The organism is Metamycoplasma faucium, assembly GCF_045160055.1.
GTDB lineage: Bacteria > Bacillota_I > Bacilli_A > Mycoplasmatales > Metamycoplasmataceae > Metamycoplasma > Metamycoplasma faucium.
In genome coordinates, this window is sequence record NZ_CP088155.1 from 784,730 (window position 1) to 806,567 (window position 21,838).

At 23.8% G+C, this 21,838-nt stretch carries 17 protein-coding genes; all 17 read right to left on the reverse strand.

Translation table 4 applies throughout. From position 1 onward, the window contains the following. Positions 1-38 precede the first annotated feature (38 nt). Positions 39-4,877 (reverse strand): valine--tRNA ligase, encoded by a 4,839-nt coding sequence (locus LQ356_RS03585; protein WP_405311595.1) that lies wholly within the window; start codon positions 4,875-4,877, stop codon positions 39-41. 2 nt (positions 4,878-4,879) lie between these two features. Then, on the reverse strand, positions 4,880-5,908 hold the full coding sequence (locus LQ356_RS03590; protein WP_405311596.1) for an ECF transporter S component: 1,029 nt from the start codon (positions 5,906-5,908) through the stop codon (positions 4,880-4,882). 47 nt (positions 5,909-5,955) lie between these two features. Next, complete coding sequence (locus LQ356_RS03595; RefSeq protein WP_405311598.1) at positions 5,956-7,059, reverse strand: YhjD/YihY/BrkB family envelope integrity protein; 1,104 nt, start codon at positions 7,057-7,059, stop codon at positions 5,956-5,958. After that, on the reverse strand, positions 7,059-8,480 hold the full coding sequence (gene gatB / locus LQ356_RS03600; protein ID WP_405311599.1) for an Asp-tRNA(Asn)/Glu-tRNA(Gln) amidotransferase subunit GatB: 1,422 nt from the start codon (positions 8,478-8,480) through the stop codon (positions 7,059-7,061). Before gatB ends, LQ356_RS03595 begins: the two co-directional genes overlap by 1 nt. After that, positions 8,473-9,807 carry an amidase family protein gene (locus LQ356_RS03605; RefSeq protein ID WP_405311601.1) on the reverse strand — a complete coding sequence of 445 codons (1,335 nt, stop codon included), beginning with the start codon at positions 9,805-9,807 and terminating at the stop codon, positions 8,473-8,475. The genes gatB and LQ356_RS03605 overlap by 8 nt, the downstream gene beginning before the upstream one ends. Continuing rightward, on the reverse strand, positions 9,797-10,111 hold the full coding sequence (locus LQ356_RS03610; RefSeq protein WP_405311603.1) for a glutamyl-tRNA amidotransferase: 315 nt from the start codon (positions 10,109-10,111) through the stop codon (positions 9,797-9,799). Before LQ356_RS03610 ends, LQ356_RS03605 begins: the two co-directional genes overlap by 11 nt. 9 nt (positions 10,112-10,120) lie before the next feature. Continuing rightward, positions 10,121-10,960, reverse strand: a complete 840-nt coding sequence (locus tag LQ356_RS03615; RefSeq protein ID WP_405311604.1) for a pseudouridine synthase — start codon at positions 10,958-10,960, stop codon at positions 10,121-10,123. After that, positions 10,953-11,591, reverse strand: coding sequence for an SMC-Scp complex subunit ScpB (gene scpB / locus LQ356_RS03620; protein ID WP_405311606.1), 639 nt, complete (start codon positions 11,589-11,591; stop codon positions 10,953-10,955). The genes LQ356_RS03615 and scpB overlap by 8 nt, the downstream gene beginning before the upstream one ends. Further along, positions 11,584-12,438 (reverse strand): segregation/condensation protein A, encoded by an 855-nt coding sequence (locus LQ356_RS03625; RefSeq protein WP_405311608.1) that lies wholly within the window; start codon positions 12,436-12,438, stop codon positions 11,584-11,586. The genes scpB and LQ356_RS03625 overlap by 8 nt, the downstream gene beginning before the upstream one ends. A 2-nt stretch (positions 12,439-12,440) precedes the next feature. Further along, positions 12,441-13,241 carry a lysophospholipid acyltransferase family protein gene (locus LQ356_RS03630; RefSeq protein ID WP_405311610.1) on the reverse strand — a complete coding sequence of 267 codons (801 nt, stop codon included), beginning with the start codon at positions 13,239-13,241 and terminating at the stop codon, positions 12,441-12,443. 45 nt (positions 13,242-13,286) lie between these two features. After that, a complete protein-coding gene (locus LQ356_RS03635; RefSeq protein WP_405311611.1) occupies positions 13,287-13,604 on the reverse strand; it encodes a 4'-phosphopantetheinyl transferase superfamily protein in 318 nt (105 codons plus the stop codon). A gap of 523 nt (positions 13,605-14,127) precedes the next feature. Further along, entirely contained in the window at positions 14,128-15,147 is a 1,020-nt protein-coding gene (locus tag LQ356_RS03640) for an IS30 family transposase (protein ID WP_405311318.1), read from the reverse strand. A gap of 158 nt (positions 15,148-15,305) precedes the next feature. Then, on the reverse strand, positions 15,306-15,545 hold the full coding sequence (locus tag LQ356_RS03645) for a hypothetical protein (protein ID WP_405311613.1): 240 nt from the start codon (positions 15,543-15,545) through the stop codon (positions 15,306-15,308). Positions 15,546-15,634: 89 nt separating this feature from the next. After that, complete coding sequence (gene cas9, locus LQ356_RS03650) at positions 15,635-18,748, reverse strand: type II CRISPR RNA-guided endonuclease Cas9 (RefSeq protein WP_405311615.1); 3,114 nt, start codon at positions 18,746-18,748, stop codon at positions 15,635-15,637. Positions 18,749-18,903: 155 nt separating this feature from the next. Beyond that, positions 18,904-21,033, reverse strand: a complete 2,130-nt coding sequence (yidC, locus tag LQ356_RS03655) for a membrane protein insertase YidC (protein WP_405311616.1) — start codon at positions 21,031-21,033, stop codon at positions 18,904-18,906. Continuing rightward, on the reverse strand, positions 21,017-21,361 hold the full coding sequence (gene rnpA / locus LQ356_RS03660) for a ribonuclease P protein component (RefSeq protein WP_405311618.1): 345 nt from the start codon (positions 21,359-21,361) through the stop codon (positions 21,017-21,019). The genes yidC and rnpA overlap by 17 nt, the downstream gene beginning before the upstream one ends. A gap of 13 nt (positions 21,362-21,374) precedes the next feature. Further along, positions 21,375-21,521 carry a 50S ribosomal protein L34 gene (gene rpmH, locus LQ356_RS03665; protein ID WP_405311619.1) on the reverse strand — a complete coding sequence of 49 codons (147 nt, stop codon included), beginning with the start codon at positions 21,519-21,521 and terminating at the stop codon, positions 21,375-21,377. Positions 21,522-21,838 lie beyond the last annotated feature (317 nt).

Below are 21,838 nucleotides of genomic sequence, written 5' to 3' on the forward strand. Positions count from 1 at the left end.
AAATATATTTATATATTTATACAAAAAAATAAATAAAATTATTTTTTTGATGTTTTTGTTTGAATTTTACTTTGATAAAAACTTAATTTTTCTTTTAATAAAGCTAATTTTTTATTTTTTTCTTCAATTAAATTTGGATTTGCTTTTTCAATAAATTTTGGATTATTTAATAATTTTTCATTAAACTCAATGTCAATTTTTAATTGACTAATAATTTTTTTAAATTCCTCTTGTTCTTGTGCTTTTGTTTCTTTACTTTGTTTAATAAATAATTCACATTTTGATAATTTTATTGAAAAATCAGTATTTTTGGTTCATTTAAAATTAGTCATTTTTTCTACTATTTCTTTTTGATTTTCAGATAGTTCAATATCTTTAATTCAATAATGTAAAGTTTCTGATTTCGATATTTTTTTATCTTCACGATATTTACGCAATGTAGAAATTGTTTCAATTAAAAGGTTTACATTATTTGTTTCAACATTCAATTCAGAAAAAATGTGAAATTCATTGTCTAATAATTCCTCAGAATAGATGTATTCAAATAAATAATCAGTGGTAAAAGGCATAAAAGGATGCAATAATATTAATAATTCCCGGAACAAAACATGAATAAAATTATTATTATTTTTAAGTTTTAGAAATTCTAAATACCATGAAGAAAAATCATTAATGATAAAATTTTGTATTGATTTAAAAATTAAACTAAATTCATATTTGTCAATGTCTTTAGTAATTGCTTGTTTTAATAATAAAAATTTATCTAATATTCAATAATCGTATTCATCTAAATTGGTTAAGTTATAGTCTAGAATATTTTTATATTTAATTTGTGATACTAAACGCGCTATGTTTCAGAATTTATTAATAAATAAACGTGCTCCTTGGATTTTTTCTTCACTAAAATTAATATCTTGCCCTGGAGAGGAGTTAAAAATTAATGACATTCTTAAAACATCAGAACCATATTTATCAATAATTTCAATTGGATTGATTCCATTTCCAAGAGATTTTGACATTTTCCTGCCTTGTTCATCGCGAATAAGACCATGAATTAAAACATTCTTGAATGGTTTTTCGTTCATAAAATATAATGATTGAAAATACATTCTGGCAACTCAAAAGAAAATAATGTCATATCCAGTAACTAATAAATCGGTTGGAAAATATCTATTTAAATATTTTTTAGTTTGTGGTCAACCCAAAAACACAAAAGGAGATAATGCTGATGAAAACCATGTATCCAAAACGTCTGAATCTTGTTTTCATCCTTCGCCTGGACAATTAATTTGAACTAGTATTTTATTTCCTTTATATCAAGCAGGAATACGATGTCCTCATCAAATTTGTCTGCTGATTGTTCAATCATTTACATTTTCCATTCATTTTTTAAGAACATCTGCAAACCTTTCAGGAAAAAAGTTAACTTTATCCTCATTATTGAAATGTAATAATAATCTTTCAGCTAATTTATCCATTTTGACAAATCATTGTGGACGAACTAAAATTTCGATTGGAACTTGACTTCTTTCACTATATCCAACATTAGAAGTAATGTCTTCAATTTTTTCAATTAAGTTTCCTTCTTGTAAAAATTCGATGATTTTTGTTCTAGCTTCAAAACGGTCTAATCCTGCAAATTCATTAGCTTTTTCGTTTAATAAACCGTTATCGTCAATGCATTCAATAATTTCGAGATTATTTTGTTTAATAATGTCAATGTCATCCATCGCATGCGCAGAAACTTTCATTAAACCAGTTCCAAAATTTTTATCTATTAATGCCGAAGTAATAATTTTAATTCTACGCTTTGTTAATGGATGTATAACGGTTTGATTTAATAACTTTTCAGCTCTTTCGTCCTCTTGATTAATTGCAATAGCAACATCAGAAAACATTGTTTCAGGTCTAGTAGTTGCAATTAATAAATAAGATGAAGAATCTTCTAAAGGATATTTAATATAGTAAAGTTTTTGTTCAGTTGGTTTTGGAATAACTTCAATATTTGAAAGTGCAGTCTTGAGTTTAGGATCTCAATTTATTGGTTTGCTTGATCTATAAATCAATCCATCATTATAAAGTTTAACAAAGACAGCAAGAACTGCTTCATTAGCTTGTTTATCAAGTGTAAATCTTTCAAAATTATAATCAATAAATAACCCTAATTTTTGTCACTGTTTAGTTATATTATTTGAATAATCATCTTTTCATTCTCAAATTTTTTCAATAAATTTTTCGCGCCCTAAATCATATTTTGTAATATTTTGTTCAAGCAATTTTTTCTCAACTTTTGCTTGTGTCGCAATTCCTGCGTGATCTTTGCCTGGCAAAAATAAAACATCATACCCTTGCAATTTTTTAAATCTAATTATTGAATCCATTAGATATGTATCTAATGCATGACCAATATGCAGATTGCCAGTAACATTTGGAGGTGGCATAATTATTGTAAATGGTAATTTCTTTTCTTGATGTTCAGAAAAGAAATTAGCATCTAATCATTTTTGATATCTACCCTGTTCAACAATAATATGATTATAATTTTTATCCATTTCTTGTTCTCCATCATCATTTAGTTCAACATAATTAAATAGTTGTGTTTCGTCAAAATTTTCACAATCATTAATTTTAGTAGTTTTGTTTTTAATTTTATCTACATCTGAAAAAATTGATTTTTTAAGTACGTCTGTTTTAATGTTTTTAATCGTTGCTCAATCATAAAGTTGATTTTTTGAACATCAAATTGTATGTTCATTATCGACCTCAAAAGGTAAAATATTTTCAAATTTATTAGATTTTAATTCATTATAGCGTGAAATTTTTTCATTAGTATCGCTATCAACATAACCTAACATTGATTTAGTAATTGGATTAATTGGATTTGTTACTACTTGTTGAGTTTTACCTTGTTCAATTACTGTTCCTTGATTAATAATACAAATATCTGTAGTTAATTTACTTGCAATATTTATATTATTTAATAAATAAATACCGATAATTTTTTGTTCAAAAATGTATTTATTTATCTGATCTAATAGTTTTGCTTGTAATTTTTCATCTAATTTAGTGATGTTCCTACCAATGATTATTAGACTTGGTTTATTAATCAATAACTTTTGTTTCTCGATTTGAATCTTTTGACTTAATGTTAAGCTATTAATATCATTATTAATATCTGAAAATGAAATATTAGCTTTTTTTAATATCGTATATATTAAAGAGTTTAACATATAGTTTGTATATATGTGAGGGGAAACTTTTGCGTCTCTAAATAAATTTCTATATGTATAAAAATTATTTTTTTCAACAATATAATTCTTTTTAAGATCTTTTAATTCATTTATTAAAGCAATGATATTACTATTATTTTTTTCATCTGAATCATTAAAGCGATTTATTTTTGAATAAATACTAGAAAGCATCGATTTTATGTTTTTAAACAAACTTCTATTATTAGAATTAATTTTTTTAAGATCGTTTAAGTTTTCTCTAATTCGATCATTAAGTCTAATGAAAGTATTCTCATAATTTCACATATAATCATTTTTAATTGAAATATATTCTGTTTTAATTTCATTTAATTTTTCTAATGATATGTAATTACTTGTATATATTTCAGTTTCATTAGTATTAAATTTATTCTTCTTTAATTTTAATAAGTTAGAAATATATTCTTTATAATTTCGATTAATTTTATCAATGTAGTAATTTTTCTTTATTTCAAAGTTTTCAAAAACAATTTTTTTAATTTTGTTATTAACAATATAAATTGGATCATCAAAATTTATATAACTTGTTTCAAAGTATGCAATGTTTCTAAGGTTATAAACATCTTGCCAAATGGCCGAAAACATATCTTTTTTTATTCATTTAAGTTTTTCGAAATTAGTATCAATAAATTTAATAATTCTTTGGTTTAAAATATAATTTCAATAAAAATAAATATACGAATCTAAATCATTTTTATATATTTTTATTTGATCTTTTAAGTATAAATTTTCATTGTATAAATCAATATAAATTTTTTCAAAAATTTCAATATTTTCTAAATTTGATTTAGAAAATTGGTTTAAATAATTTCTAATTTCTAATGAATTTTGTTTTTTTAAATATAACTTATAATCTAACTTATTTTGATATTTACGTAATGCTTCTTCATATTTAGATTTAATTTCAGAAAATTTGCTGTAATCTAAATATGAATTTCCATGTTCATATTTATTAATAGTTTCATAGGATGTTTGCATAAGATCATATTGAGAATTTCTTAAAATTGTAAAAAGATCAATTAATTGTTTTTTGATTTCTAAAAGATATAAATAGAAATTATTACCATTATTAACTTTTTGATTTATGTCAGAAACTTTTTCACTTAATTCTAATAATTTCTTATTGCTATTTCGTTCAAAATTTAATAAAATGTCTGTATAGACTTTTTGTAAATAAATTGAATAATTAGCATAAGTTTTAGCTCAACTATTAACAAAATTATTAACTGAGACTTTTAATAAATTTGAATCAATAAAATATTGTTTTAAATAGTTATATATTGATTTCTTAACATTACTATCAAAATTTTCATCAAAAGCATATGATATGTTTTTAGCATAAGTTTCATTTTTCTTAATTAAAAATGTTTGTTCATCATCATATTTTATATTAATGTTTCCTTGATAAAAATCAGGTTTTATATCAAATGCAGTTAATAATTCAAAAATTTTTTCGTTGCTTTTGCTGTTTATATCTAATATGCCTAATATATTATTTTGCTCGATTTCGACATTTAAATTACTTAAATATGTAATCCAATTGTGATTTTCATATTTTCTAATTCTTATGTTATTTAATTTAAGAAAATTTATTATCTTTTTAGGCATAATTAAAATCTTGCTCCTTCTTTAGACTTAATAAGTGGAGAAATGATTTTATAAGTTGTTAATATAATAGCCAAATTTCAGAAAATCTTAATTGGGCTTGTAATTGCTTGTGAAGTTAAATTCAACCAAAAATCAGTTTTTAGTGTTGAAGTATCAGCTCATGCTAATAAAATGGTATTTATAAATTCAAGAATGGCACAAAATGAAACAATCCCCATAATTTCAATAAAAGTTTCATATTTTTTCCTTAAGAAAACTCGATATAAAGTTAAAGCTAAAATCATTCCAGCAAATCCTGAAACTGTAAGGAATAGATAAAATAATTTATTTTTAATAAATCTATTATGTTCAAAATAAGAAGGATCTAACCTTGAAAAAATTGCTAATATTAATACAATTTGAGCAACTAAAATTAAAATTGCAGAAATGAAAGCAAAATTAATCATAGAAGTTTGTTTTTTCTTATTTTCAAGCAAAATAATTTTTACTTCATAATATGCAATAACTTCAGAAAAATATTGAATGTCTTCGGAATTACCTTTTAAAATAGATTCATTATATTGTTTTTTAAAGAATGAAACTATTTCAGTAAATTTAAAAATTTTATATTTATTAGAAAAAAACATCTCATTTAAATTAAAAAAGTAATAAGCACAAAGGCCGGGAACAAATCCTGCTACCGCGACTGCAATTGTATATAAATAATGATAATATGTAGGAACTAATATAAATGAAATTAAATCAGCTAAAATTCCTGTTATAACACCAACAAAAGGCCCAAAAATAAATCCTGTTATTTTTACAGGCAATCCAATAAAACTAAATTTAAGGCTAGGTAGTGCACTAACCGGCATAATGCGCACTGATATAAGAAAAAACACAACAGATATTGCAATTAAAACACTAACAAAAGAAATACGTTTAGCGTCTCATTTTTTATATCCAAGTTGAATTTTAGATCTTGCTCATGCTAAATAATGTCTAATTCCGCCAGGAATTGCATTGTCAGTATATTTTCTTTTTTCAAACATAATATATATTTTATATTTTAATAAAAATTATTAAAATATTATTAACCTTATTTTCTTTTAAATATTGATACTTTATCAATTGTAATTATATTTACAAATGTTTTATAAAAACTTGAATTAACAATGACACCTGCATAAGTAAAATATGAAATAAATGTAACAAGTAAAATTAAATACATAAATGCTGCCACAGGTCCATATTTATGATATTGAATTAATGATGTTAAGGAACCGAATATTAATATAAATAATGAAGTGGGTATTGATGTAATTAAAGCGCCAGGGTGAACTTGATTAAATTTTAATCTAAAGTTAGGTGAATATAAATAAAATAAAGCAAACGATAAATAAGTTATTGGAGGTAATATTAATATAACCATAAAGTAAAAAGTTAATTTTAGTTCTAATGTAGGTTCTAAATCTTTAAAAGATTTTACCGTTTTTAAATCTTCAGGGAATTTACCAAAGCCTGCTTTTTCAATTAAAAAAGTTACAAATGCTGTAAAAGCAAATAAAATAAGACTTAACCCTAAAATTAATACTATTGATATAAAAATACCTTTAATTCTTCCTTTTCAGGCGCGAAACGAAGTTTTATGTTCATACAAAGCATCAATTGAAACAATAAATTTTGAATATCCTTTTGATGAAATTAAAATAACTGAAATAACAAGTAATACTAAAGCAACAGCTCCGCCGGGATTATTTCAGACAGTTGAAATATTTTCAGGAATTATTTCACTAATACCAGGAATAATAAGACCTAAAATTGCATGCCTAAAAACAATATCATATTCTACTCGAATTGGGGTAATTATTGAAAGTAAAATAAGCGAAACAGGTATAAATGAAAGAAATAAATATAAAGCATACCCTGCAGGTATAAAAGCAAATTCATTTGAATTTAGTTTTGTATACGCTGAATTAATTATTTCTTTTCCTTTTGTTCTGCTACTACGTAAATATCGAGGAATGGCAATGAATAAAATAGCATAAATTATTCATTTGATAATACGTTCTACAATATTTCTTTTTGGAACACTTTGAATAATTTGACTATTTTGAACCTTTTTGGGTTCGTTTTCATTATTGTCATCATCATTGTCGTTATTATTTTGTCAACCAGTTTTTAGATTTCACTTTTTTTTCATTATTTAACCAACTTATTTAATATTATATCTAAATTATCTAATTTTGCCTTACCCATTGTTTTTTTCATTATTTGACCAATTAAAAACTTTTTATTACGATCAATATTTTTTTTAAAATTCTTAAATAAATCAGGTTGCTCTTTAAATATAAGCGTAATAATTTCTTCAAGTGAAAAAGTAGTTTGCTCAATAAATAGATCTAATTTTTTAATAATATCTTTTAACGATAAAGAAGTTGCATCATTTTGTTTATAAGTTAATATTGCATTAACATTTGCTTTGTTAATTTTTCCTTCAATAATATAATTAAATAGTTCAAAACATTCTTGATGGTTTAATTTTAAATCTTTGATGTTTAATTTTGTATCATTCAAAAAACTTGTAATATGAGCAAAAAATAAATTAGCTTTTTTCTTAAATTCTAGCAATGGAATTGCATCAAAATATAAAGCATATTCAATATTATTAATTAGTTGATTAACTTGAACTAAGTTTAGGCCGTTAGCTAAATATCTTTGTTCTTTTTCAAAAGGCAATTCTTCAATTTTTAAATTATTAATAATTTCATTAGGAATTAAAATTGGAGGAATATTTGGTTCAGAAAAGTATTTATAATCAATACTATCTGTTTTAAGACGCATTGAAACAGTTTCTTTTAGTTGTTCATCAAATCGGCGTGTTTCTTGTACCACTGTTTTACCATTTTGATATATATTTATTTGTCTTTTAGCTTCAAACTCAATTGCTTTTTGTACATTAGAAATAGAGTTTAAATTTTTAACTTCAACCCTATTATTAAAAACATTTGTTCCTTTTTCTCGAATTGATATATTAATATCAGTTCTTAAACTTCCTTCATTCATTTTAGCATCACTAATATTTAAACATAATGCTGTTTGACGAATTGCTTCAACATATGCAGCAGCTTCTTTTGCTGAATGAATAACTGGATGTGATACTATTTCAATTAATGGAACACCTGCTCGATTATAATTTAAATAAGTCTTATCCTTTGAATGAATTGATTTTGCAGTATCTTCTTCCAAATGAATTCTTTCAATTTTTATTTCTTTCCATTCATTTTCAACTTTTATTTTGATTTTTCCATTTTTCCCAATTGGATAGAATTGTTGGGTTATTTGGTATCCTTTCGGTAAATCGGGGTAAAAATAATTTTTACGGTCAAATTGAACAAGGGGATCAATTTCCATATTTAATGCCTTTGCAAGTTTTATACCCTTAATAATGGCTTCTTTATTAACAAGCGGTAAAGAACCAGGATATGCTAAATCAATATTTGAAACATTACTATTAGGTGTACTATTAAAATTATTAAGAATTGGTGAAAACATTTTTGTTTTAGTATTAAGTTCAATATGAATTTCTATCCCTATTACTAATTCTCATAAATCATTATTCATTGTTTTCTCCTAACAATTTTTCCATATATAAAGAATATGAAAACAATTTAACATCATCATACATTTTTGTATCAAGAGCAATATTGAATGGTAAATTATTATTTGGATTAGTTCCCATTTTCATAGTTAGTGAAGGATTACCTACTAAATTAGCTAATGTTAAAATATAATCCATATATGAAGATTTATATTGTTTGTTTGCCATTGGTGCTGAATCATTAGATGCTGGAAAAATAAAAAGATCATATTTATTATGAATATCATTAAAATAATTTTGTAAATAAGCTCTTATTTTTTTTGCTTTTAAAAAATATTTAATTTGGTTTTCTTTTTCTAGAAAATATGAACCAAGTATTAATCTAGCTTGTGCCATAGTTCCAATATTTTTTGTGCGCAATTCAGTGCTATACTCTTCTCAATTTTTATTATCATTAGAATTTTCAAAACTAATACCAGTCAAATTAGACAAATTTGATGATGCTTCTGAAAATGCAATAACACGGTATACAGTATCGATTGATTCAAGCAATGTTTTATCAACTTTAATATTAATTATTTTAATTCCATTTTTTTGGAGTTTTTCCAATAAATTTTTATATGCTTTTGCAACATATGGCTCTAATTCGTTAAAACAGTCTAAATAAGCAACTGTTTTTGGTTTTTGGATACAAACATCATTGTAATTAAATGAAAGGTTTTTGGAACTTAAGTCATGTTTTTTATCTTCTTTATATAAAACAGAACTTAATAAAATTAAGTCATTTATATTATGTGCGAAATATGCAACAGTGTCCATACTTGTTGCAAATGCATATAGTCCATAACGAGAAATTGCACCATAGCTTGGTTTAAATCCTATTTTTCCAATATTAGATGCGGGTTTTCTAACTGAGTCTCCTGTATCAGAACCAATTGCAAAAGATATGTTATTTGTAAATGTGGCTGCAGCTCCGGATGATGAACCTCCAACTAAATATTTATCATTTAGAGGGTGAAAAATTTTACCATAGGCTGAATGTTCGCCGGAACCTCCGAGTCCAAATTCATCTAAATTGGTTCGCGCAACACAAATTGCACCTTCGTCTTCAAGAAGTTTTTGAACTGTAGATTTATAGTTTGGATAAAACTCTTTTAAAAATAAACTTGAACCACGACATGGAACATTTAAATCAGCATAGTTATCTTTAATTGTAAAAATGCAATTAGATAGTAATTTGCTTGTGTCTTGATTTAATTTCGTATTACTAAATAAATAAGCAATAGCATTATTTTTATTCAGTTTTAATTCTTCATAAGCTTTTCTTAAATTACCTTTATTAATTATCATTTAATACCTTCTTTATGAAAATTAAATCATTTTCCACATTATTTGAATTTTTAAAAATATTTTGTTTAGATAATTTAAATGTTTCATCTTCATAATCTTCTCTTAAATCTTCAAATTTTATTGAACTTTCATCCACTCTTGAAATTGGCATAAATTTATCAATACTTTGAAAAACTGAATCATTTTCAAATTTCTCTAACCCTTTATCAATTTTTTTATATAAATGAATTGTTAAATCGATTACTTCTTTAGAAGGGTTTAAATAAATTTTTTTTACTAATTCTTTAACTTTTTTTTCATCCATGTTTTAATCCTATCAATGTGGAGAACAAATAAATATTTGTTCATTATATTCACTAAAATCTTCATTCAAATTATGAAGTGTTATTGAATATGAATGTAAAAACATTCGTCTCGCTCTTTTACCGCCATATTTTGTATCACCTAAAATTGGAAAACCAATATTTTGAAGTGTAACTCTAATTTGATGTTTTTTGCCTGTTAAAATTTGAGCATATTTTCGATTACCGTCAATTCAAAAAGCGGTTTTTGCTTGTACTCCAAATTTACTATCAACAACCATTTTTTCATTGGCAATATCTTTTTTAATTCTAACAGTTACAATTTTTCTATCTGGAATATTATAATCAGACACAAATTGGTAGACTTTGTCAAAATATTTTTGCTTTTCTTCAAATTCTACTAATGTTTTATAATTTTTAGCATACAAAATTAATCCACTAGTTTTTTTATCAAGTCTTCCTATTGAAGATGGAACAAATGAAGAATTTTTTTTATAGTTTAAATACTTTAAAACTTGTTCATTTAAACAATTTTCTTCAGAATGAATTGCAACATTTTTTGCTTTATCAATTATTAACAAGTTTTTGTCTTCATAAATAACTGAAAAATTTATTTCAACTTTTGATTCAATATTTTCTTTGAATAAATCATTTAAACCATAAACAATTATTTCATCACCCAATTTTAATTTGTATTGTTTATCGTTAGTTCTTATTCCATTAACTTTGATGTCCCTTAATCTAAATAATTTTTCTATTCGTGAAATGGGAACATTATTTAACATTATTACTAAATATTTAAATAATGACCTGTTAACGTCATTATTTTTTGCAATTAAAGTTTTATTCATTTTTTATTTCAGAACCCTCATCATCGGTTGATAATGTCACATCACGAATTGGTTCGTCTTGTCTTTGAGAATCAAATAGATTAAAATCTTTTTCAATGCCATCATCTTCTTCAACATATCTAGCAAATTCTGGAAAAGGTGGTAATTCTGCTAACGTTTTTATTTGGAAATAATCATAAAATTTATTAGTAATACCATATAAAATCGGGTTCCCTGGTGTAGGCGAAACTCCAACTTCTTCAATTATACCTTTAGTTAATAAAGTAGCAACGATGTTATCACTTACAATTCCTCTAATATTGCTAATCATTCCACGAGTAACTGGTTGTTTATAAGCAATAATTCCTGCAACTTCAATACCTGCATTTGAAAGATGTTGTTTTTTAACAACTGTTGCTAATTCTTCAATTGCTGGTTTAACTTCAGGGGTGGTTAAAAATTTAAAAACATCATTAAATTCATAAACTCTAATACCGTGCGCATTTTCTTTATTAAATTTTTCTTTAAAATCTCTTAATAATTTTCTAGCTTCATGAACTGTATTTAATTTAAAAATATCTTTTAATTGGATACTGCTTAGCCCTTCAGTTCCTTGTACAAATAATAATGCTTCAATTATTTTGTTATTCATATTCTGCTCCTTTTGTGAATTTTATAATTCCTTCATTTTCAAGTTGTTCCATTATAACTATTTGTTGTCTTGCTAAATCCAAAACAGCTAACAATGTAATTACAAAGTGTCCTTTTGTTGGCACATCAAATATTTCTTTAAATGAAACTTCATTTCTATTTCTAAATAATTCTATTATACGTTTTTTTTGCTCTTCAGGACTAACTGCAACTGTAGTAATTGTAACATTTCTAATTAATTCAGCATATGTCCTTTCAAACATTTTACGTAACGTTACAACTAAACGAGAACTATTTGTATGTCCATCTAAAACACTGTCATCTGTTTCACGAATAAAATCTGTTAAATCATCTTGAGGTTTCCCAAACAAATCTTTTCTTTCATTTTCCTTATCACGCAATGTTTTAGAAATTTCTTTGAATTTTTCATATTCTGCAATCTGTTCAAGCAATCTTTTCTTTTCTTGTTTGACTTCTTCTTCAACTTCTGGATCTTGAAGCAGCATTCTTGCTTTTAGTTGTAATAGTGTTGCTGCCATAACAAGATATTCAGAAGCTATATCAAATTCATTATCTTGTAAATTTTTAATAATTTCAAGATATTGAGATGCAAGTTCAGCTAAATCTACTTCAAAAATATCAATATTTTTATCTTTTATTAAAGATACTAATAAATCTAAAGGACCATCGAAATTAGATAATTTAAAACTATATTTTTCTTCTGTTGCATTTTCAAAAGTTTTCTTATTTTTTTTATCTTGCTTTTCTTTTGACTTTGTTTCTTTAGATTCTTCTTGATTTTCCAATGAGATTTCTTCTACTTTTTTTTCTTTTGGATCTATTATCATTTTTATTCCTTATTATTTACTTTCTTAGTAAATTTATTTTTAATGGTTTCATCAGAAGTTATTTTTTGATCTTTATATTCTGAAGCAATTATATTTTTAACATGTTCAGCCAAATCTTTACTGTCAAGAGTTTGAAAAACAATTGGTTTTATTTGTTGATGAAACACTACATCAATATTTAGCTTTGCATCTCGATTTTTGTCCATTGCATTGCATGCATTATTAATTGTGACAGGGACAATTGGTAAATATGAAGCCTGTGCAAGTTTAAAAGCACCTGAATTAAATTCTCCAAGTTTTCCATCTTTAGTTCGCGTTCCCTCAGCAAAAATAATTCCAGAAACTTTATTGTTCTTTACATATGCACCAAAATCTAATAATGTGTTTAATATTTCACGAGGTTTAGAAAAATCTAAATAATATGTATTAATTAAATCAGCTATTGCTTTAACAGATTTTTTTCTGGCAACTTCAGATCTAGCTATGAAAGCAAATTTTTTGCTTAATTTCTTACCATCACCTTGATTTGATAATGATGATGCAACAATCAATGGATCAAGATATGTTGAATGATTAGGTATTAATAAGCAGGGTCCGTCCGGTATATTGTCAAAACCTTTTACATTTATTTTAATACCAAAATGTTTTAGTATTGATGATGCATTAGTTCTAAAAATTTTACATTTTTCAGCTAAAGAATAATATTCAGGCATTCTTTTAGCTCTTGAAGCCTTGGACCTAAGGCTAACATAGTTATGTAATAAACCAATACCTCTAAGAAAAAGTCTAGTTTTTAATTTCATAATAATCCTTAAAATAAGTAATTTCTTTATATATTTTATATTTTTTTATTTATCTTTTACAATTGCAATAATATATTTATCTTCATTTGAAGTTGAAATTTCAAATTTATCATTTAAATCTTCAAATATATATCTTCCAAATAAATCTTTAATAACAGAAATATTAGAAAAATTTTTATACTTATTATCACATTTAAATAAAGCTTCTTTTATTGCTCACCTAGAAGCAATAAAATTAATTTTTTCATCTATACTATTTAATTTTAAAAATAATTTTTTTTCAGATGAATGTAATATTTTTTCTGCAATATTTTCATAATTATTTTTAAATCTATCTTTATTTGTTAAATCTATTCCAATCATATAATTTTTAAATTATAAATTAATTCTTAATTTATATAAATATATCTTAATAATTAATTTATATAAAATTTTACGTACTTGAATAGATAAAAATTTAGTTCTGGTAAGAGATCTAGAAAAAATAGATTGGTTAAAAATAAAAAAGCTATTTTAAAACAAAAGAAAATAAACAAAAATAAAGATGCTAAAGACAGAAAAGAAGTGAATCATAAAAAAATATCAAATAATTTTGAATAATTTTCAAATTATTATGGTACCATAATTTTAATTAACTTAAGAGGATATTTATGGGTAATCGAACAGTAGGCAGCCCATAAATCTAACATTTATAATGCCTAATGATAAGTCTTAAGTTGTAGTTCGTCTTAAAGAGAAGCATATGCTTCTGCTAGAAAGTAATATGAAGTGCAACACTATGTGCTTCATATTTTATTTTATCTTTTTTCAAAAATTCATGTATTAAAAAAAGTAAAAAAATATGTTAAAAATAAACACATAGTGTTTTTAAATTAAATATTAATAATTATTCAAAAATCTTATTGTAAGTTTCAATTAAATTTTCCTTGTAATATTCTAATGAAGAATTTCAGTTCAATATTTTTCTACGTTTATAATTAATTTCTAATGTCACTTCTTTAATGTATTCAGGATCAATTTCATCAAAATTAGTTCCTTTAGGAAAATATCTTCTAAATAAACCGTTTCAATTTTCATTGCTTCCCTTTTGCCAAGATGCATATTTGTCTGTAAAATATATGCATATATCAAATTTATAAGCTAATAACCCTAATTTTCTAAATTCAAATCCATTATCAGTTGTAATTGATCTAACAGGAATATTGTTGGAACCTATAAGTTTAGAAAGAATTCTATTTAAATTATCTGGATGTTTTCCCTTTATCATTGCTGTATAGCAAAATCTAGTTTTTCGTTCAACAAATGTAATGATATGATATGCCCCACGAACATTTCTGCCACAAATAAGATCTAATTCTCAATGACCAAACTCAGATCTATCATTAATTTCTTGTGGACGAGTTCAAATTGGCTTTACATATTTAGCGCCAACTAGTCTATCAATTATATTTGTATTTGCTCTTTTTCCGCCCTTTTTATAATATCTTCGCAATAATTCTTTCCGTTGTATAGCCCATTTTCCTGAATTTATCCAATTAAAAATTGTTTTAAGCGAAGGGATAGGGTAATTAAAATTATTTTTAATATAAAAATAAGTATTTTCAACCATTCATTTTTTACCATCATATAATGCTACAAATTGATTGGTAAAATCTTCATATTTTTCATATATATGACGATCTCAAAAATAAAACTTGTGTTTATGCCTAGTCATAGCTTTTTTATCAGCTATTTCAGGATTGTATTCTAAATTAAAGCAATCAAAATTCCTTTTGATTTCTCGTGATATTGTTGAAGGACTTTTTTTAATTTCTTTAGATATTTTCCTAATTGAGTAATTTTTACTTAAATATTCTTTTATTAGAATTCTATTGGTATAATTTAAATGATTATAATTATTAATCATGAGTAACCGCCTTCTGAAGCAAAATGGTTGCTCTTTTTTTATATAAAAATGCAACTCTATAAATTATCTCATAGTGTTGCACTTGATATTACAATGTAGCTTATTTTTTATTCAATTATATTTATTTTTTGCGCAATTTCATTTTGATTGTAAATATTTTATTTAATGTTTCCTAAAACATCTAAATTAATTTTTTTATGATTTTTCAAAAATACATTTATTGCTATTTGCGTTTGCTTTGTTGTTTTTGAAATCTCCCTTACATCAATTTTTTCATTGCTATCACTAAAACCGGCGACATATCAAATTGTATTATCGCCATTTTTTTGATAACAATCACTTTGTTTAATATAATAAATTGGCTTAGAATTTATATTAATATTTTTCGATTTTTTCAATTCATTAAGTTTATTAATGTCATATATTTTTTCATTTAGTCAATCTTTATTATTTGAACCAAATTTGTAAATTTTTGCATTAATAGAAATTATACTATAAGCATTTTTGTTATTTTGTTATTTAAATTTTTATTAAAGATAACATTTATTTTTTCAATTTCATCTGTTGTATATTTAAGATTTGAAAATATTTGAAAAGAGTTGTTTTCGGTGTTAAAATATAACATTTTACCCATATTTAATAAATTTTCGAGTAAATATTTATTTATTTGAGAATTTCTTTCATTCAATTGAATTTCATTTTCTATTAATTCTTTCATATACGCAACAAATGGATTTTTGTTTTTTCCTAATTTATCACTATAAGTAATATATATTTTGTTTAATTTTTCATATTCAGATTTATGAGATTTATAAATTAACAATTTTTCTTTTTCAGAAGGATTAGAACCAAAAAATTTAGATAGATTTTTATTTTTTTCACCAATTAAATTCATTTTTTGTATTTTAATAATTTTATTTTCATTTTGCTCATTATCGATAAAGCCATACAAAGTACTATTAAATAGTTCATTATTATTTTTTTCTTTTATTTGCCTTGAATATTTAACTTCAGGTTTGTTATTAAATGCTTTTACAATAATTTCGGAAATTCCTTGAATTCTAATATTTTTAGTTTCTTCAGATTCTAATTCAATAGTTTTAACAATCCCATATTCATCATCAGTTTCACTATCATTCATCTTCATGTTTGAATTATATGGAATTCAATTTAAATCATCTTTATATAAATGGTTATATAATCATTTTTCATTATTTGATATTAAAGCTAATATTGAAGCATCTTCAGCATGATGTGAATGATTGTTTCTGTCTTTATTACCATTACCAGTAGTTTTTCTAAAATAAGAAGTAATAGCGCCATTAATACAAATTACTTTGAATTGATTATTGTGTAATTTTGAATATTCAATCAAAATATCTCTAAAATATTTAGCTGCATATCTTGTATCATTTAAATTTCTTGAGATAAATTTATTGTCCAAAGATTCTAAATTTTTAAGTACTAAATTATTAAACTTTTTACTTTGAGATTCCTTAGAAGGAAAATTACTATTATCTCCATTTTTAATAGTTTTTTCACATCAATTTACATATTGTTCTCAATTTCAATCTTTATTAGATTGTGAGCTAATATAGTCATATGGAATTCTTTGTCCTTTAGCTTGATTACTACTTTTCAAAACCAAAATTTTGTTTGCGCTTGAATCATCAAAAGATATACTTATAGGTATTATATGATCAACTTCTGAATAATTAGGATCTAAAATAACTCTATCTAAAAGCATTTCTTTACCTATATATGGATCAATTCTGTCTTGTTGTTTATATAAAAAAACCTTATATTTAGCGAAATTAGATATTTTAGGATCACTCAAATCTAATCCCGTTTGATCCCTAACATATTGTTCTAAACTTTCATTTCTTTCTTTATTTTCTTTATTTCGTTTAGTAATTTTTGCTTTTGCTTCTTTATCATTCTTTTCTCTAGCTAATTCAACAACTACATTTGTAACTAGAAATTCTGAAGAATATTCTTTAATAATAGCGTTAAATACTTTTATAGCTTGTTCCATTGTTCTTCTTACCGAAGGAGGTAAAATAGCATCTTTTAATGGTTCACTTGATAAATATTTATTAGATTGAAATGAAATTCTATTATTATTTTTTAAAACATTTATAGTTTCTTCATCTTTTCACTTCATTTCTTCTAAATTTCAATTATTTTCAAGTAATTTTTTATTAAAAAACTTCAATGCTTTAAGTGACAAGTTTCCCGTTGATGAAGATTTAATAGTACTGCTTTTAGCAAGTCTATTAATTACATCATTTATTTTTTCTTGACTTTCATTAACAAAATAAATTTTGAAATCTTTTATGATTTTAGATTCATTTAATTTTGATATTCTAGTTTGAATATCTCTATTAATTAATAAAATTTCAATGATTTTATCATAAAATGTTAATCATTCTTGAATGGAAGAATCTATTTTTAAAAATGAAAGATCTACATTTTCTTCAAATAAAATCCTAGTTATTTCAAATATATTTCTTAATTCCGGAAATTGTAATTTTTCTCTATCATTACCAGCAATTAATCCATACGTATTTTTATTAAAATTTTTGTAATCTATTTGATTTTGACTATTTTTGTTTTTTAAATAATTATTCAATGAATCTTCAAAATATTTTTTATCCAACTTAGAAAATCTTTTTGATTCTTTAAATTTGTTCAAAAGTTTATTTAAAATATCAATTTTTTCATTTGTTTTAATCCTTCAGTCATGAGATAAATTTCATCTCATATTATTAAACGCTTCAAGCATGTTAAATATTTCATATGAAGCTAAACCTTTAAGAGCTCGATATTCATTTGTAAATATACTACATTTGCCAGTTGTTTTTTCTCAAATTGTCTCATATTTTTTAATTATACCATTCTCAGTTTTTTCATATATACCATATGGAGACGCACTATGTTCACTACCAGGGCCAATTTCAAAGTTTCTAATTGCACTGAATAATTTAAAATAATGATTTATAAATTCATCATTTATTTTTTGAGTTTCAAATAACTTTTTTAATTCCTTTATTCATTCTTTATTGGAGAAATTGAAATAATCATTTTTTGATGTACATTTTGAAAATGTATTGGTTTTATGAAAATTATATTTTATTTCTGATGGAAATTTATAATCTGAAATTTCACCTAAATTTATATTTTTCTTTTCATTATTTTCAGATTCAATTATTTCATAGAAAAAGCCTCGATTTTCCAAATAATCATGTAACAATCAAACTAATTCTTTTGAATTAATTTTTTCAAACAATGCTTTAACCTTTAACTCTAATATGTTTGGCCATACTTTTGAACAATTTAAATAATTTTCATATATTTCATTTTTATTTGAAAAACCAAAGATATCATTATACCTTAAAACTAATCTCGTAAATTTTTCATTTCTAAATTTTCTTCTACGCAACATTCTACGTTGACTGCGATGTTGTCTTCTTTCTGCAGCTAAAATTGGTTCAGAAAATAATCTTGAACCAAGATCTAAAATTTGATTTGTTTCATTATCAATTATCGACCAACCAACAGATCCTATCCCCAAATCAAATCCTACTGTAACTTTTTTCATAAATACCTCTTTTAATTATTTTTTATATAAATTATATAAAAAAAACTCTCCAAGAGGAGAGCATTTCGGCAGCAATTACTTGCGCCTTATTTTAGAACGTACAATACCTTAGTAAACTATAACTTTTTAACTGTACTATCTTAGTATATCATAATTTAAGCAGTTTTAAATAATTTTGGTTCAATTTTTTCTTTAAATATTTTTGTTTTAGAAAAGTAATGAACAAATAGATTTTGGAAAATAGTTCAAATTCCTCCAATTATTCAGTAAATTTGAAGTCCTGCACTAAAGAATGCACCCATTCCAATAAAAATTAATTGTATCATATTGCTACGTTTATTTGATTTTTTAATAGCTTCTTGTTCATAAGCATCGGCTCGCAGTGACTTTTTCTTTTTAATATTTAAAAGTTTTGGTAAATACTGTGCTAATGCTTGAATTCCTAAAGAGAAAACTATTAATGGTAAATATTTTCATTCTCCTTTAAACAATCTTCTAAATGATGAACTTGAAAATTGAATTCCATATCATGTAGCTTGTTTTATTTCAGGGGAACTTGAAATAATTCTATAAACAACAATTAAGATAGGAAGTGTAATAAACATTGATGCAAAAGATGAGAATGGTGAAATTTTTTCTTGACGATATAATTCAGCAATTTCAGTTTGTTTCTTTTGTTGCATTTGTTTATCATTTTTATATTCAGCGTATTTTGCTTCAATTTTAGCTTTTTTCTTATTAACTTCTTCCATTTTTTGTTGACTAAATAAACTCTTAAATGAAATTAACATTGCAATGAAACGAACTATTATAACAGTTACAACTAATGCTAGGATTATACTTCATCCAGTGGTGTCTAATCCACTAATTATTTTATGCATAAATCAATTAATAGGTTGAACAAACATTCCAAAAAACGGTCCTTGACCTCAATAATCTTTTTGAGTGACTAATGCTTTTTGATTAATATTATTATTCCCATATAATAAATTTGATAAAGGTTGGAAAGAATTATAATTTCCACCGGCCGTTAAAAATGATAAATAATATTCGCTTTTTTTGAAATGATTAATTTTATCAATTCCTTTATAAGTTTTTTTATAATTAAGCATTGAACTATATTTTGCAAACATTATTTGTTCGGCACTAAATAATTCATTAGCTTTAGTTATTCATTCATATTTATCCCATTTTTTAAGCGCTAAAGATTGTTGATACGGTGTTAATTCATTAAATGTTTTATTTCCATATTCACTAAATGTTTTAGTTCAAAAAGGATCGGTTGGAAATAAATGTTTATTTTCACCAATATTTTTATTAACATTAGACTTTAAAAAGAATTTATGCAATTCATCTAGTCTTTGCATTTTTTGTTCAAATGTTGCATTTTCTGGTAGTGGAGGAAAAATTCCATCAATACTTTTTAATTTCTTATTCTTATCTTCTTTGCTTGGATCTAATAATCAATTAATGTTTTGGACATTTCTATTAAATCATTCTTCATAAGTTTTTTTCATTAAAGTTTCAAGTATGTCTCTAGCAAAAAATTCAACAGGCGAAGAACCAAAATCAACTTTATTAGTTAATTTATCTTCACTAATTTCTTTTAATAAATCATATCTAGTTATGGTTGATTTTTCACCTTTATCACTGACTACTTCTTGACTTAAATATGAAGGTGATATTAAATTATATTCACTAAATTTGTTAACTGGATTATATACTTTTGTTCCATTATCTTTAGACAAATTATAGTAAAGATAGCGTTTATTGCTACTATAAACCTCTGTTCCAATTGTTGAATGATATTCTATGGTTTTTCCATTTTCTTCTTTTTTAAGTGTTTTATCTAACTTAATACCTAAAGATGAACCATTATAAACACCATATGAAGCACCAGTATTTTCATCTTGCTTTCTTAAATCATTAATTAAATTTTCGTTTTTATTATTAAGACCTAAATATGGATTATCTTTAACGTGGCTTGCAGTATTTACCAAGTTAAAAGTTTCTGATTTTGAATCATATCTAAAGGTTTCAACATTAGGCGATACTTTTTTAGTTGTAGTATAAAATTCAGTTCCAGTTCCAACTTTTGTCCCTGTTTTTGTTGTAAATGATTGAACACAACCTAAAACACCAATTCCAGCAAAAAAGACAACTAAAATAATTTTGATTCATTTTCAAACTTTTAGTCATGCTGAACGTCTTTGTTGTTGAAGTTCTTCTTTTGGCTTATTAGCTCTAAAATCATTATAAAATTTTGATTTAGTTAATTTTGCCATTCTTAATCCTTTCTAATAGGTTATATATTTCATTTTGCTTTTTAAGAAAATCTAATTGAAAAAATGTTTTTCTAGTTATTAAAACACATTCAAATTTATAATCATCTAAATTTAAATTTCTGAGGATAGATTTAATTTGATTTTTATAATGATTACGCATAACTGCATTAGCAAATTGTTTTGGAATAGAAATACCAATTTTAAAAATTTTAAAATTAGTTGACTTATTAAAATATATGATAAGTTCTTTTGAAATAATTTGTTTTTTTAAAGATAATATTTTTTGAAACTCTCAATTTTTTCTAATAATATTTTTTTTAGTAAACATTTTAAAAATTTAACTATTTTGAATCAGAAACAGTTAGTCTTTTTCTTCCTTTTGCACGTCTTGAAGCTAAAACTTTTCTTCCGTTTTTAGTTAACATTCTTGCCATAAAACCATGAACTTTTATATGTTTACGTTTTTTTGGTTGATAAGTTCTTTTCATAATAACTCTCCTACATTAATATGTTATTAATTTAATAATGCTACTATTTTACCAAAAAATCAAAATTACTTCATATTAATTTAAGAACAAATTTTAAATAATCTAAAATTTAATAATAATCTTCAATGCGTTGTAAACATTAAAATTATTAACATTAAATTTTGTTTAATTTTTTATTCGTAATCTAAAAAAAGTGCTTATTTATAGACAATTTTTTTTAATTATAATGTTAATAAATATGTTAATAATTTAATGAAAATTAATTATATTTTAATAATAAATGTTTACCTTATTTAATTAAATATAATAATTAAACT